Annotated in this window: 14 protein-coding genes; 11 read left to right on the forward strand and 3 right to left on the reverse strand. The window is 47.7% G+C overall.

The genetic code is table 11. The annotated features are described in order from the left end of the window. The first annotated feature begins 131 nt into the window (after window positions 1–131). Window positions 132–569 carry a GNAT family N-acetyltransferase gene (locus AB8599_RS03340; protein ID WP_407332397.1) on the forward strand — a complete coding sequence of 146 codons (438 nt, stop codon included), beginning with the start codon at window positions 132–134 and terminating at the stop codon, window positions 567–569. Between the two features lie 102 nt (window positions 570–671). Beyond that, window positions 672–1,010, forward strand: coding sequence for a nitrogen regulatory protein P-II (gene glnB, locus AB8599_RS03345; RefSeq protein WP_407332398.1), 339 nt, complete (start codon window positions 672–674; stop codon window positions 1,008–1,010). Between the two features lie 109 nt (window positions 1,011–1,119). On the opposite strand, the gene AB8599_RS03350 is transcribed toward glnB, so the two are convergent. Further along, complete coding sequence (locus AB8599_RS03350) at window positions 1,120–1,725, reverse strand: YitT family protein (RefSeq protein ID WP_407332399.1); 606 nt, start codon at window positions 1,723–1,725, stop codon at window positions 1,120–1,122. A 485-nt stretch (window positions 1,726–2,210) separates the two neighbouring features. On the opposite strand from AB8599_RS03350, the gene glyA reads away from it, so the two are divergent. From glyA to pgpA, 9 genes are all read left to right on the forward strand, one after another. Then, window positions 2,211–3,461 (forward strand): serine hydroxymethyltransferase, encoded by a 1,251-nt coding sequence (gene glyA / locus AB8599_RS03355; protein WP_407332400.1) that lies wholly within the window; start codon window positions 2,211–2,213, stop codon window positions 3,459–3,461. A gap of 119 nt (window positions 3,462–3,580) precedes the next feature. Further along, window positions 3,581–4,030 carry a transcriptional regulator NrdR gene (gene nrdR / locus AB8599_RS03360; RefSeq protein ID WP_016959727.1) on the forward strand — a complete coding sequence of 150 codons (450 nt, stop codon included), beginning with the start codon at window positions 3,581–3,583 and terminating at the stop codon, window positions 4,028–4,030. 8 nt (window positions 4,031–4,038) lie between these two features. Then, window positions 4,039–5,151 carry a bifunctional diaminohydroxyphosphoribosylaminopyrimidine deaminase/5-amino-6-(5-phosphoribosylamino)uracil reductase RibD gene (ribD, locus tag AB8599_RS03365; RefSeq protein ID WP_407332401.1) on the forward strand — a complete coding sequence of 371 codons (1,113 nt, stop codon included), beginning with the start codon at window positions 4,039–4,041 and terminating at the stop codon, window positions 5,149–5,151. Between the two features lie 8 nt (window positions 5,152–5,159). Further along, a complete protein-coding gene (locus tag AB8599_RS03370; RefSeq protein ID WP_407332402.1) occupies window positions 5,160–5,822 on the forward strand; it encodes a riboflavin synthase in 663 nt (220 codons plus the stop codon). A gap of 118 nt (window positions 5,823–5,940) precedes the next feature. Further along, entirely contained in the window at window positions 5,941–7,050 is a 1,110-nt protein-coding gene (ribBA, locus tag AB8599_RS03375; RefSeq protein ID WP_394210910.1) for a bifunctional 3,4-dihydroxy-2-butanone-4-phosphate synthase/GTP cyclohydrolase II, read from the forward strand. Window positions 7,051–7,257: 207 nt separating this feature from the next. Beyond that, window positions 7,258–7,728 carry a 6,7-dimethyl-8-ribityllumazine synthase gene (gene ribE, locus AB8599_RS03380; RefSeq protein ID WP_016959723.1) on the forward strand — a complete coding sequence of 157 codons (471 nt, stop codon included), beginning with the start codon at window positions 7,258–7,260 and terminating at the stop codon, window positions 7,726–7,728. Next, entirely contained in the window at window positions 7,722–8,195 is a 474-nt protein-coding gene (gene nusB, locus AB8599_RS03385) for a transcription antitermination factor NusB (protein ID WP_371732996.1), read from the forward strand. The genes ribE and nusB overlap by 7 nt, the downstream gene beginning before the upstream one ends. A 67-nt stretch (window positions 8,196–8,262) precedes the next feature. Continuing rightward, the gene (thiL, locus tag AB8599_RS03390) at window positions 8,263–9,234 is read left to right on the forward strand and encodes a thiamine-phosphate kinase (protein ID WP_407332403.1); all 972 of its coding nucleotides are present in this window, start codon (window positions 8,263–8,265) and stop codon (window positions 9,232–9,234) included. A 14-nt stretch (window positions 9,235–9,248) separates the two neighbouring features. Further along, window positions 9,249–9,737 (forward strand): phosphatidylglycerophosphatase A, encoded by a 489-nt coding sequence (gene pgpA / locus AB8599_RS03395; RefSeq protein ID WP_407332404.1) that lies wholly within the window; start codon window positions 9,249–9,251, stop codon window positions 9,735–9,737. A 72-nt stretch (window positions 9,738–9,809) separates the two neighbouring features. On the opposite strand, the gene AB8599_RS03400 is transcribed toward pgpA, so the two are convergent. Both AB8599_RS03400 and AB8599_RS03405 read right to left on the reverse strand, forming a co-directional pair. Next, window positions 9,810–12,734: an EAL domain-containing protein gene (locus AB8599_RS03400; protein ID WP_407332405.1), complete on the reverse strand. Its 2,925-nt coding sequence runs from the start codon at window positions 12,732–12,734 to the stop codon at window positions 9,810–9,812. After that, the gene (locus AB8599_RS03405; protein WP_407332406.1) at window positions 12,731–13,705 is read right to left on the reverse strand and encodes a substrate-binding domain-containing protein; all 975 of its coding nucleotides are present in this window, start codon (window positions 13,703–13,705) and stop codon (window positions 12,731–12,733) included. Before AB8599_RS03405 ends, AB8599_RS03400 begins: the two co-directional genes overlap by 4 nt. Between the last annotated feature and the right edge of the window lie 168 nt (window positions 13,706–13,873).

Below are 13,873 nucleotides of genomic sequence, written 5' to 3' on the forward strand. Positions count from 1 at the left end.
CGACATGCAAGCCGTAAAAATGCAAAACTTGTGACACAAGCCGCTACCTTCGAGTAGCGGCTTTTCTATCTGATTGCGCCCAGTATTGGCGAGAGGGTAAAGTGTGGCGGCAAAACATGGAGAGAAGAGCAATGGATAGTGCAATCAGTTTAACGCTAATTCCGACAGGGCAAGCGCCTGACACCCTTCAAGCCCGTTTTCCTGCTTTGGCCAAATTGGCGAGTCCATCAAGTGATCAGGAATTGCCTATGCTGGTGGCGGAGAAAAATGGTGAACCTGTTGCTGTGGCTGTATTACAGCATGAAAAACGTCATAACGGCATTATGGTCAGCAATGCGACTATCACCTTGCTTGAAGTGGATGAGGCATCTCGGCTTCAGGGGATAGGTAAGGCTCTACTTAACGCATTGGAAGCTTATGCCGCGACCGTGACGCATGAATTAAAAGTGGACTGTGGCGCCGTGATTGGTCGCAAGCCCATGCAGGCGTTGTTAGCCAATTCGGGTTACCAACAGCCGTTTGCTTGCGAAGAAGCCAAAACCACCCAATGGAAAAAATCACTGGTTTAACGGACTCATTTTTTTAGTGAAAGCTGCGCGAACTGAACTCGGTAGGGTTACAATTAACAGGTTGATGCTAGCGCTTTAGCGGGTATTTAAAGGGAATGCAAAATGAAAAAAATTGAAGCGATTATCAAACCGTTCAAACTTGACGATGTGCGTGAAGCGTTGGCGGAAGTCGGTATTACAGGTATGACCGTCTCGGAAGTGAAAGGTTTTGGTCGTCAGAAAGGCCACACAGAGCTATACCGCGGTGCAGAATACATGGTGGATTTTCTGCCAAAAGTGAAATTAGAAATCGTTGTGTCTGACGATGCCGCTGATCAGTGTGTTGATACGATTGTTGAAACCGCGCAAACTGGCAAGATTGGTGATGGTAAGATCTTTGTCACCGAAGTGGAGCGCGTTGTGCGTATCCGTACCGGTGAAGAAGACGAAGAGGCGATTTAATCGCACTTTGCATGCGTTAGAGCGTTACACTTGCTATTGAAACAAAAAGACCGCCTGATGGTGGTCTTTTTGTTTTGTGTCTCTATAAGTGGCGATGTCAACCGTGAGTTCAGTAGCACACCACGTAGCGGTCGGGCCTGTGGTTCATGGTGAGGACGAGGTTGAGCACAAACGCGCCTAGCACTGAGCAAAGAAGTAACCATGGTGACACAAAGAAGAATGAGGCGAGTAAAATACAGATATCGATCGCCATTTGTACATTACCCGCGCGAATGCCAAATTTATCCTGACAAATCAGCGCCAACACATTGAACCCGCCCAAACTTGCGTTATGACGAAAAATCATCAGCATGCCGACGCCCATCAACAGGCCGCCAATTAACCCACAGTAGAGCGGAGACAGCCAACCGATGGTAAATACATGGGAAATATGGTCGACAATCAGCGAGACCATGCCGCCTGCAAACACACTGCGCAACGCGAACTGAGTGCCAAAGCGATGCCAGCCCATGATGTAAAAAGGGATGTTGAATAAAAAGTACAGCGTACCAAAGGACAGATCGACAAATTGGGTGACAAGCAAGGCGAGACCCGTTGTGCCGCCAGTGAGTAGCCCTGCTTGCTGAAGAAAATACACACCTTGAGCGACAAGAAATGTGCCAGACAATATGGCAATCATGTCTTCAACGCTGGTGTGTTTGGGCTGTAGGTTCAACGTCTCTACTCCTTAGAGCTGGAAAATGTGGCTTGTCGCGAATGAAGGCGAAAGTGGCGCAACGACATGCAAGACAATATAAAAAGCAGGGCATCTTAATGACTATGCAAAAGGCAGAAAAGAGGGAGAGAAAACTTAGCCTTACGAAAGTGTCAGCGCTTTGTTACGCAGTGTAAAGATCAAAGGTTTACAGTGGCTGGTTTTGGTCAAAATGAATTCAATTCATGACAAGAATGAAAAATGACCATGTTTACTGAGATAAAAAAAATGTGATTGCTACTACCTGTTGCGCAACAAATTTTGTAGAATCGCAGCCATAGAATGGTCATGACGAAAACGTTTGCGTCTGTATGGATACTGGCGTTATTGAATTGGCAGCATTTAACCCATTCTGAGGTTACAACCAGGTTGTCCTGATGGTTTGTTTTAACGAGTCATTTGGTCAACTTGGTTACATTGGGAACAATCTGAGTCAGGAGATACAGATGCTAAAGCGTGACATGAATATTGCTGATTACGATCCGGAACTATTTGCCGCGATCCAAGAAGAAACAGCACGTCAGGAAGAGCACATCGAGCTCATCGCGTCAGAAAACTACACCAGCCCTCGCGTTATGGAAGCGCAAGGTTCCCAACTGACTAACAAGTATGCGGAAGGCTATCCAGGCAAGCGCTACTACGGCGGTTGTGAGTATGTCGACAAAGCAGAAGCATTGGCGATTGACCGTGCGTGTGAACTGTTTGGTGCAGAATACGCAAACGTGCAGCCACACTCAGGTTCACAAGCGAACAGTGCGGTTTACATGGCACTGCTTAACCCAGGTGATACTGTGTTGGGTATGAGCTTGGCACATGGTGGTCACTTGACTCACGGTTCACCAGTAAACTTTTCTGGCAAGCATTACAACGTAATCCCTTACGGTATCGACGAAGCGGGTCAAATCAACTACGACGAAATGGAAGCGCTGGCGCTTGAGCACAAACCTAAGATGATCATCGGTGGTTTTTCTGCTTACTCACAAATCGTAGATTGGGCGCGTATGCGTGAAATCGCGGACAAGGCAGGCGCTTACCTGTTTGTTGATATGGCGCACGTTGCGGGTTTGATTGCAGCGGATGCTTACCCAACGCCAATCCCACACGCACACGTTGTGACGACCACTACGCACAAAACGTTGGCAGGTCCTCGTGGCGGTTTGATCCTGTCTAACGCAGGCGAAGACATGTACAAGAAGTTGAACTCAGCGGTATTCCCTGGTGGTCAGGGTGGCCCATTGATGCATGTTATCGCAGCAAAAGCGGTCGCATTCAAAGAGGCCATGGAGCCTGAGTTCAAAGACTACCAACATCGCGTTGTTGCTAATGCAAAAGCCATGGTTGGTCAGTTCCAAGAGCGCGGTTATAAAATCGTCTCTAACAGCACCGAAAACCACCTGTTCTTGGTTGATCTCATCGACAAAGACATCACAGGTAAAGAAGCAGATGCTGCATTGGGTGCTGCAAACATCACTGTGAACAAAAACAGTGTCCCTAATGACCCACGTAGCCCATTTGTGACCTCGGGTATTCGTGTTGGTACGCCAGCGATCACTCGCCGTGGCTTCACACAAGATGATGCCAAAGCATTGGCAAACTGGATGTGTGATGTACTGGATAACATCAACGATCAGCAAGTGATTGACGCCACAAAAGCGAAAGTGTTGGATATTTGCAAACGCCTTCCTGTTTACGCGTAAGTTATCCGTGATTGAAAAAGCACCTTCGGGTGCTTTTTTTGTGCCTGAAATCCCCGTAACACCGCTTACCCTTGCGATTAAATCGGGTACACTGTTGGTCAATTGTTTGAGGAGGTGAGATGCACTGTCCATTTTGTGGTGCGAATGACACCAAAGTCATTGATTCACGATTGGTCGCAGACGGCCATCAGGTGCGCCGTCGTCGTCAGTGTTTGGCGTGTAGCGAACGTTATACCACGTTTGAAACGGCAGAACTGGTGATGCCGCGTATCATCAAAACCAATGGCAATAGAGAACCGTTTGACGAAGACAAGCTGCGCGGTGGTATTCAGCGCGCACTGGAAAAACGTCCTGTCAGCACTGATGATATCGAAAAAGCCATCAACACGATCAAATCCACCATTCGAGCCACCGGTGAGCGCGAAGTATCGTCAACCATGGTGGGGAATTTGGTGATGGAAGCGTTGAAAGAGCTCGATAAAGTGGCTTATATCCGTTTTGCGTCTGTGTATCACAGCTTTGAAGACATCAGAGACTTCGGCGAAGAAATTGCCCGTCTGGAAAAGTAAGCGGTCACATGTTTTCTATTTTTGATTCTGACATGATGCTGCGTGCTATTGCTTTGGCAAAACGCGGCGTCTATACCACTGCACCTAACCCCAATGTTGGTTGCGTGATCACGCAAGACGATGACATTGTCGGTGAAGGTTTTCATTTTCGGGCGGGTGAACCGCACGCCGAAGTGTATGCTTTGCGCGCTGCCGGTGAAAAAGCCAAAGGCGCGACAGCCTATGTCACGCTTGAGCCTTGCTCGCACCATGGAAGAACGCCGCCTTGTGCCGACGCATTAATTGCTGCCGGCGTTAGCCGCGTGGTGTGCGCCATGGTTGATCCCAATCCGAAGGTCGCAGGGCGTGGTGTTCAGCGAATGCGAGATGCAGGCATTCAAGTGGATGTTGGTTTGATGCAAGCGCAAGCTGAAGCGCTGAATGCGGGATTCATCAAAATGATGAAAACTGGTTTGCCGTATGTGCAGCTCAAACTGGCTGCGAGCCTCGATGGTCGAACGGCGCTATCCAATGGCAAAAGTCAATGGATCACCGGGCCAGAAGCCCGCGCCGATGTGCAGGTGTTTCGTGCACAAGCGGGCGCGATACTTTCAACCAGCCAAACCGTATTGGATGACAATCCTTCTCTCAATGTTCGTTGGGCTCAACTGCCTAGGGGCATTCAAGCTGACTATGATATCAATGCTTTGCGCCAACCTACCCGTGTGATTCTTGATACACAGGGGCGCGTCAAACCGGACGCGCATTTGTTCTCCCTTGATGGTGATATCATTATTCTCACCGCGTCGGCTGACGTGTCTTATCCTAATGAAAACGTTGAAGTGATTTGCGTCCCTAAAGATGAGCATGGGCTCAACCTGAACGCAGCGTTTCGAGCGCTCGCCGCAAAAGGCATTAATCATCTTTGGGTGGAAGCGGGCGCCACTTTGGCAGGCAGCTTGCTCAACGCAGATCTGGTGGATGAGCTTATTCTCTATCAAGCCCCTAAACTGATCGGGCAAGATGGTCGCGCACTGGCGAATTTCGGCGGTTTGACCGCCATGGATCAAGTGCCCTCTTTTGAATTGATGCATGTTAGCCAAATTGGCAATGACGTGCGTCTTCGTATGAAAAAGCAGTAAAGAATCGTATGTTTACAGGAATTATCGAAGCGGTAGGTCGCATCGGAAAAATCACACCAAAAGGCAAAGACATTTCATTGACCGTGGAAAGCGGCGAACTCGACTTGTCTGATGTGAAGTTGGGTGACAGTATTGCCACTAATGGTGTGTGTCTGACCGTGGTCAAGCTCACGGGAAATGGCTATGTTGCTGACCTTTCAATGGAAACGCTTCAGCGAACGGCGTTTGCTACCTATCAAGCTGGTCAGGCAGTGAACCTTGAAAAAGCCATGCTGCCCACCACGCGATTTGGCGGTCACATGGTGTCAGGGCATGTTGATGGCTTGGCGACTGTGGTCTCTCGCACACAATCCGGTCGTGCTATTGAATTTTGGTTAGAAGCCCCTGCAAGTCTTGCTAAATATCTAGCAGAAAAAGGCTCAGTGACCATTGATGGCATTAGTCTTACCATTAATGACGTTGATGGAAATCGCTTTAAGCTGACTATTGTGCCTCATACGGCGCTTGAAACGACCATTGAAGTGTTGCGAGTTGGGCAGCAGGTGAACCTTGAAGTTGATGTCATTGCCCGTTACTTAGAGCGCCTTATGATGGGCGATCGCGCTGCACAACAAGCAGGATCGGGTGGACTTACTATGGCAAAACTTGCCGAATCAGGTTTTCTTCGATAGCGCGTTGAGTGCATTTGCATAGACAAATAACCGCCTAGACAAATAATTGCTTAGATAAGCAATCGCATAGACAAATACTACCGTGCCAATGTGCACTGACTGTAACAGGGAAAGAACAATGCCGATCAGTAGCGCTGCAGAAATTATTGACGATATTCGTCATGGAAAAATGGTCATCTTGATGGATGACGAAGATCGTGAGAACGAAGGCGATCTGATTATCGCCGCGGAAAAAATCTCACCGGAAGCGATCAACTTCATGGCCATGTATGGCCGCGGATTGATTTGTTTGACCATGACCAAAGAACGCTGCCAGCGTCTTGGCTTGCCATTAATGGTTAGCGACAACAATGCGCAGTTTTCTACCGCGTTTACTGTGTCTATTGAAGCCGCGGAAGGCGTCACAACGGGCATTTCTGCGGCAGACCGAGCGCGTACCGTCGATGCTGCGGTTGCACCGAATGCAGTTGCTGCCGACTTGGTGCAACCAGGGCACATTTTCCCATTGATGGCGCAAGATGGTGGTGTGCTGACCCGTGCGGGTCACACGGAAGCAGGCTGTGATTTGGCGCGTTTGGCGGGCTGTTCACCAGCCGCTGTTATTGTTGAAATCCTCAATGAAGACGGCACCATGGCGCGTCGTCCTGATCTGGAAGTGTTCGGTGAAAAGCACGGTATCAAGCTTGGTACGATCGCGGATCTGATTGAATATCGTAACAACAATGAAACCACCATAGAGCGTGTGGCAAAATGTAAGCTGCCGACAGAGTATGGTGAGTTTGATCTGATTACTTACCGTGACACCATTGATAATCAAGTACACTACGCGCTGCTCAAAGGCGAGGTGTCTAATCAACCAACTTTGGTGCGTGTGCATCTTCAAGATACCTTCACTGATCTGCTCCATTCCGATCGTTCGGCGGAAAGAAGTTGGTCGCTGACTGATGCCATGAAACGTATTAATGCCGATGGTGGCGTGTTGGTGATTTTGGGTAAAGAATCGACCTCGGACGCCATTATCAACAAAGTGCGTACCTTTGAAGCGCAAGATAACGGCGATCAGCCAGCGTCTGCAAAATGGCAGGGCACCAGTCGTCGTGTGGGCGTGGGTTCGCAAATTTTGGCGGATTTGGGCGTGACGGAAATGCGTCTGCTTTCATCGGCCAACAAGCGCTATCATGCGTTGTCAGGTTTTGGCCTGAAAGTGGTTGAGTACGTGTGTGACTAAACCATAGCGCAGTAGAAAAAAGTGAGTGCCACAAACAAAAACGCAGCCCTTGCTGCGTTTTTTGATCAATAAAGAATAAGTTTGAAGCCTTCTTGTTGGGCTCGATGCAGGACTCAAGCCAAGAGGGATAAGCGCTGGATGCATTACAGAAAAGTGTGATAGAATCCCGCGGTTTCTAATCCGGATAAAAAAGTCACAGGAAGGCCCATGAAGGTAATCGAAGGTGCATTCGCAGCACCAAATGCTCAAGTTGCTATCGTTATATCTCGTTTCAACAGCTTCATTAACGAAAGTCTGCTGGACGGTGCTATTGATGCGCTGAAGCGTCAGGGCCAAGTTAGCGAAGAAAATATTACTGTAGTACGTTGCCCTGGTGCTTACGAGCTGCCATTAGTGGCGCAACGTGTTGCAAAAAGCGGTCGTTACGACGCAATTATCGCGCTAGGATCTGTGATCCGAGGCGGTACGCCACATTTTGACTATGTGGCCGGAGAATGTAATAAAGGTTTGGCACAAGTAGCACTAGAGTTTGATACTCCAGTTGCTTTCGGCGTGCTAACCGTAGATACCATCGAACAAGCCATCGAACGCGCGGGTACCAAGGCTGGTAATAAAGGGGCAGAGGCTGCACTGAGCGCGCTTGAAATGGTAAATGTCCTGTCCCAAATCGAATCCTAACGGGGGTTATCGTGAAACCAGCCGCACGACGCAATGCGCGTCATTTTGCACTACAAGCCATCTATTCTTGGCAATTGACCAAAGGCAACGTTGCTGATATTGAAGCACAGTTTCTCGCGGCAGATAACTACGAAGAAGAAGAACACCAGGCTGATGAGCCACGTCTTCGTCAACCAGACACAGACGTTGAGTACTTCCGTGATTTGTTCTCGGGCGTAGTCTTGAACTACCAAGAAATGGACAGCAAAATGCGTCCGTACTTGTCTCGTCCGATCCAAGATCTGGATGAGATGGAGCACGCACTGCTGCGTCTTGCTATGTATGAACTGTGCAAGCGCCAAGATGTTCCTTACAAAGTGGTTATCAACGAAGCGATTGAGTTAGCGAAGCGTTTCGGCGCTGAAGACAGCCACAAATTCGTGAACGGGGTACTGGATAAAGCAGTACCTACTCTGCGAAAGAAATAATTAAATAGTAATGACAAGGCCAGCCTCGCTGGCCTTTTTCTTATTCTCGTTTGCTTGGAAAGGAATGATGGCTGGTAACGAATTCGATTTAATAAACCGTTACTTCAAAGCACAGCCGGTCTCAAGAAAAGACGTTGTGCTGGGCATTGGTGATGATGCTGCAGTGATTGCCATGCCTGAGAACAGTCAGCTTGTAGTCACCACAGACACATTGGTGGCGGGGAACCACTTCCTCATTGATGCCGATCCGGTAAAAGTCGCGCACAAAGCCTTGGCGTCGAACTTGAGCGATCTTGCTGCCATGGGCGCAATGCCTGCATGGTGCTCTCTAGCACTGACAATGCCGTCGTCAGACGAGGCATGGCTAAAAGGATTTTGCGAAGGCTTTTATAAGCTCGCGGAATACTATCACGTCCAACTCATTGGTGGAGACACGACCAAAGGCCCTCTGAGTATTTCGATTACGTTGCAAGGCTTTATCCCATCAGGCAAAGCGATTTGTCGCCATGGTGCAAGCGCAGGTGATTGGTTGTACGTCACCGGAACACTCGGTGACAGTGCGGCTGGGCTAGATGTGATCTTGCGTGACAACTCCCCCTCGAACGACATTGAAAACACGCTACTGCATCGTCACTACTATTCGACACCCAGAGTATTAGCGGGACAAGCGCTGCGTGGCATCGCTTCTTCGGCCCTTGATGTTTCTGATGGGTTGATTGCCGATCTCAAGCACATTCTCAAAGCCAGCGATGTCTCTGCCGTGGTCAATGCTGATCAATTGCCGCTATCTGACGAACTGTTACAGTATGCAGGCAGCCCTGAGGCAGCCGCGAAACTGGCATTGTGCAGTGGCGAAGAATACGAGCTTTGCTTTACTGTGCCAGAGAGTCATCGTGGCGCGTTGGATGCGGCACTTGCCCATACCAACACGCCAATTACCTGTATTGGTCAGATCCGTCATGGCGAAGGTTTGAACGTCATGTGGGAAGGAAAACCAGTTGATTGGTCTCTCTCTGGTTGGGACCATTTTTCGGCGTAAGGTTGTAGAAGTAAATGAATAATCCTATCAGTAAAATTCGACTGTCGAACCCTGTTCATCTTCTCGCCACAGGTTTTGGCTCCGGTCTTTCTCCTTGGGTACCCGGCACCATGGGCACCTTGGCTGCTGTTCCTGTTTATCTTTTGATTCTCTGGTTGTCCAGTGCATTACTCCCGGTTGCGATTGTTTTGGGCAGTGCTATCGGCATTTATCTTTGCGGTCGTACATCCCAAGACATGGGGGTGCATGACCACGGCAGCATCGTATGGGATGAGTTCATTGGCTTTTGGATCACCATGTTACTTGTCCCAGTGATGGACTGGCAAACCGTCTTGGCTGGCTTCGTGATTTTCCGTTTCTTTGATATGGTCAAACCTTGGCCTATTAGCTGGTTGGATGAAAAAGTTCACGGCGGTATAGGCATCATGCTCGACGACATTGTGGCCGGTTTGATGTCGATGGTGACCCTTTGGGTAGGACACGCCTATCTGGGCTGGTGGTAAGAAAAAAGCGGTGGTTTGCTTTTAATTTCGTTCAGATAAAAACGGCACACTGATGCCGTTTTTTTCTGCCTATTAACGACGGTTCTTTTTTGTTAGATATGATTGCATTCGCTCGATGCGAGCACGATTGTTGATAACTGAGTCAATGAGAGGATGTAGTTCATCCTTGATTTCAGGACTTTGGTGCCACGTGGGGTCGAGTTTCCACTCATTGACCCAAGAGAGTACCTTGTCAGCGTGAATAGGTCGCGAAATACCATACCCCTGTCCTAATTCACAGCCAAGCCAAAGCAGCAATTGTATTTGTTCTCTTTTTTCCACACCCTCTGCCAGAACCTTTCTGCCAAAGGTGTTCGCCAAGGTGATAATCCCTTCCAAGATGGCCAAATTATCCGTGTTATTGAGCATATCGTGCACAAAGCTCTGATCTATTTTTAGCGTTTCTGCCGGTAATTGTTTTAGGTACGTGAGCGAAGCATAACCTGTGCCGAAATCATCAATCGCAAACGAAACTCCCATGGACTGACAACGTTTGATGATTTCAGAGACGGCCGTGATGTCTTCAAGCGCGCTAGTTTCTAATATTTCTAACTGCAATTGTTTGGGGCTTATATGAGGGAAACGCGCCAGCAAAACGATGAGCTTATCCATAAAGTCAGGCTGCAAAAGCTGGTGTGGCGCTATGTTTACACTGACCTGTGTGATAAACCCTTTTTTTTGCCACTCGGTCAATTGATGAAGAGAGGTTTCTAATACCCAATCACCCACGTCGATAATCAGTCTATGATTTTCGATGGAAGGGATAAAATCGTTTGGCATGAGAATGCCTTGAGTGGGGTGCTGCCAGCGAATCAGGGCTTCTAATCCAATGATCTCGCCCGTTCGAAAGTTGATCTTGGGTTGATAGCATAAGAAAAATTCTGCTTTTGCTAGGCCATAGCCGATTGAACGCAAATGCTCGTTTTGGCTTTTGAGGGCGTGTTCCAACTCAGCGTCGAAGAAGTGGCTGCGCCGCTTTCCATTTAACTTGGCCTGATACATGGCGTAGTCGGCTTGACGGAGAAGCGTGTCAGCATCAACGTCCTCTGCTTGTGGAAAAAGGGTGATACCAAAACTTGCGGATACTTGAACCAAATTGCCATTGGCATTGACGGGCTCAGAGGTTGCGGCAACGAGTCTTGGAAGCAAAGGAGGGCAGTCCTCTGGTGAGTTGAGCCCCGTTAAAACTGCGACAAATTCATCGCCACCAATACGGGCGATTGTGTCGCTATCGCGCATTGAACGTTGCATTCTCTTTGCGATTTCTTGAAGGAGTATGTCGCCAACTTCGTGCCCGTGGGTATCATTCACTGACTTGAATCCGTCAAGATCAAGAAAAATGATCGCCACATATTGCCCATTGCGTTTTGCATGTTTCATGGCACTTTTTAAGCGATCGCCTAACAAAAATCGATTGGGCAACTCGGTGAGCGTATCAAAATGCGCAATTTGTTTCAGTTCGTGCTCGTGTTCTTTGTATGACGTAATATCTGAAAAAACAGCGACATAATTCATGGGCTTATTGTTTTCGTCGAATACGCAACTGATGGTGAGCAGTTCTGGGTATATTTCGCCATTTTTACGGCGATTCCAAAGTTCTCCGCTCCAATGGCCTTTATCGGTCAAGGAATGCCACATCTTCTTGTAAAACTCGGCATCTTGGTGGCCTGAGTGAAGAATGCTCGGCTTTTCACCTCGAACCTCGTCAATGGAATAGCCAGTAATACGAGTGAAAGCGTCATTGACTTCAATGATACGTGATTGACTGTCTGCAATGATGATCCCTTCCCGAGTGTGGGTGAACACCTTTGCCGCTAATCGCAATTTATCCTCGTTTTTTTTATGAGCGGTAATATCTTGATGTGTTCCCAGTATTTTTAGTGGATGTCCATTTTTATCCCATTCCACAACGTTTGCGCGGCCTAACGCGTTAATCCAAACGCCTGTGCGATTTTGTAGTCTGACTTCACAGTCGTAATACTCAATTTCCTTATCAAACAGTTTTTCCATAAGAGCATCAGAGTTAATTCTGTCTTCAGCGTGGATAAACGTCTTCCAATCTTGATTGGGTGGGCCATTGAGCAAGGCGATATCCCATCCCAATATTTCTTGCCATGCGCCGTTGTATTCGATGTGACCTGTTTGGATGTTCCATTCCCATGTGCCTGTTCGTGTTCCATCAATAACGTTCTGTAAGCGAGAATGCTCTAGCTGTAAGGAGTCATGCGAACAACGAATAACATCCAGCATATTGTTCATTGTTTGGCTGAGTGAGGAGAGTTCGTGGTGACCAAAATGAGGAATGTGAGAGAGTGGGATACCACTGGCATCTTGGGTCGCGATGGCTTGCGCGATTTGTTTAATCGGTCGTATGAGTAGGCGTTTGGCAAAATACAGCAACACGCTGAGCAGTAAGATAGCAATAGTGATGCTGGTCAATGTGGTGTGCATTAATTGATGATTTAACTCATCTTGGATAACGTCATCGCTTACATGGAGGGTAACTTTGCCGAGATTTTCGTTCTGTTTGGAAAGAATAGGGGCAGAGACACTAAAGAGGCTCGCTTCAGCATTGTCGTTGAGTGGCATGCCTTGGTGGTAGGGATGAAATTGTTTGTCTTCTGTCCTCACGTAGCCAGTCATGTAGGCTGACTCACCGACAATATCTCCCATCTTGTAATCTTCAATAACAACGGCATGAAATTTCTTGAGTTTTGCTTCCGCATAAATGAGTTTTTCATATTCGTTGATCGAATAGGACGATAAGTAAGGTGCAAGTGTGCTGGTTAACCGCAGAAGACTTTCTTGGGCACTGCCCTCAAGGTCTGCCACGAGTTCATCACGTTGATTGTTGTAAGTGATGAGAGCGGACAGCGTAAATGTACCAATCACAATGAGGCAGACAACGAGTATGAGATGCGTAAAAAGTGATGGTTTACTATCTGTCGATCTGTTCATAGTTGAATGTCTTTCCCTAACACATTTCGTTGAATGTCAGGCAATAACAAAGAGAGATTGGATTGAGACACGGAGAGTACGGGCAATGAAATTGTCTTTTCTACAGATTCTCCATTCAAATGTTTATCTAGGGTTTCTAGTGCCTGCTCTCCCATCAAAAAGGGTTGCTGCATCCCCGCACCCACCAGACGACCGCTGGCGATCATTTTGGTAAATTCGGGCTCAGCATCAAAACAGATCAACAAGATTTCATTTTGCTTTTGTGCTTCTGCGATCGCATCTATCGCGGCTTGGTATTGTTGAGAGGTTTGAAGCCAAATAGCTCTCATGTTTGGGTTTGCTTTAATCAGTGACGCGGCAAAGTCATAGGTTTCTTTATAGGAAAAATCACGCAGCTGGTGAATGTTTGCTGACTTGTAACCTGCAGTCGTTATAGCTTCCAAAAATCCACGGGTTCGTGCGCGGCCATTTTCTCGTTTTTGCGGAATCGCAATGATGCCAACAGTGCCACTTCGCCAACCTTTTTTTTTCATGGTATTGATGAGCATTTGTCCGAGATTAAATGCTCCCCTGAAATTGTCTGACGAAATGTAGCTGATGAAGTCGTTGCTATCAGATCCCACATCGGCAATCACAACGGGGATATTGGCCTGATTGGCGAGTTTGAGCACAGTGACGGCACTCGAGGAATTAACCGGAGACAAAATGATGCCACTGACCTTGTCTCGAATGGCGGCTATCGTGTTTTGTAATTCTTTTTGCCTTGAGTTGTCAGCGCTATAGACAATAACTTGATAGTTTAACGGTTGTGCGCTGCTGTCGATGCCGCGAAGGAGGATATCCCAAAAATGGATGCGACTGTCTGAGACGATATACGCGATTTTTTTTGGGGGCTCGTTGTCCGCAACAGCATGCTGCGAAGACAATGCCATCAAGATAATAACGGTGAAACACTGACGGATTCTTTTCATCGCCATCATAGTTTTTTATCGCACCTAGTGATAAATAATTGATAAAAAGCACTTACTTATATTGGCTAAGTGTAGTTTTAAAAGTGAGACATTGCTTGGAGTTTGCGACGACCAAAATATTATAAGAACGCAGATATGAAAACGGCGCCTGAGCGCCGTTCTTTTGGA

Origin of the sequence: Enterovibrio litoreus (assembly GCF_045679545.1) — a bacterium.
In the GTDB taxonomy this organism is placed as follows: Bacteria; Pseudomonadota; Gammaproteobacteria; order Enterobacterales; family Vibrionaceae; genus Enterovibrio.